General features: G+C 32.1%; 1 protein-coding gene. It reads right to left on the reverse strand.

Translation table 11 applies throughout. The annotated features are described in order from the left end of the window. Window positions 1-318: 318 nt before the first annotated feature. A partial coding sequence (locus tag J5069_RS23805; protein ID WP_413542281.1) for a helix-turn-helix transcriptional regulator occupies window positions 319-645 on the reverse strand: 327 nt, incomplete at its 5' end.

The following is a 645-nucleotide window of genomic DNA, read 5'->3' on the forward strand; positions in this document are numbered from 1 at the left end:
TCATTTGGCGATCTCACACCAGCCAGCTTTGCCGTAGGCAAATTAGCATATATATAACTAGAATGTAAATCCTTGATAAAATATGGATCAGGAAGTTGATCTAAAAAATTTGTAAAAACTCTAGGAAGATAATTATCATTGTGAACATCGCCATTCATAAGTGCCTCCATTTGTTTTATATAAAAATACAAATCGCTTATATAAATTACTTATAATAAAATCAAAAAAACAATGAAATCATCATCTGGCGATATCAAGAACCACAATAAAGCATATGACCACATACCTCAGTCACTGAATCATCTAAAAGATTATGGACTAACTTTCAATAAACCGCCTTGGTAGATAACGATGATAATTTCTTTTATTACAAAACTCCGAAAAATCATCAAAATGCTTCACGCCAGCCTTATAATATAACTCTTGCAACATATTTTCCACATCGAGGGGTGAGCTAACAAGTCGCCTAGCAATACTCTTCGACATTTGACCTTGCAGTTTTAAGAATATAATTTCAGATTCCTTTTCATCAAAGAAATCGTCAGGCTTTGTCAATAAAAATGAACCTGAAAGATGACTAGCGAATAATTCATTAAAAGCAAAACCTTCAATATTTTTGCAATAAACAACTATTCCCTTACATTG

The sequence above is a fragment of the Candidatus Symbiopectobacterium sp. NZEC127 genome (genome assembly GCF_025962675.1).
In the GTDB taxonomy this organism is placed as follows: domain Bacteria; phylum Pseudomonadota; class Gammaproteobacteria; order Enterobacterales; family Enterobacteriaceae; genus Symbiopectobacterium.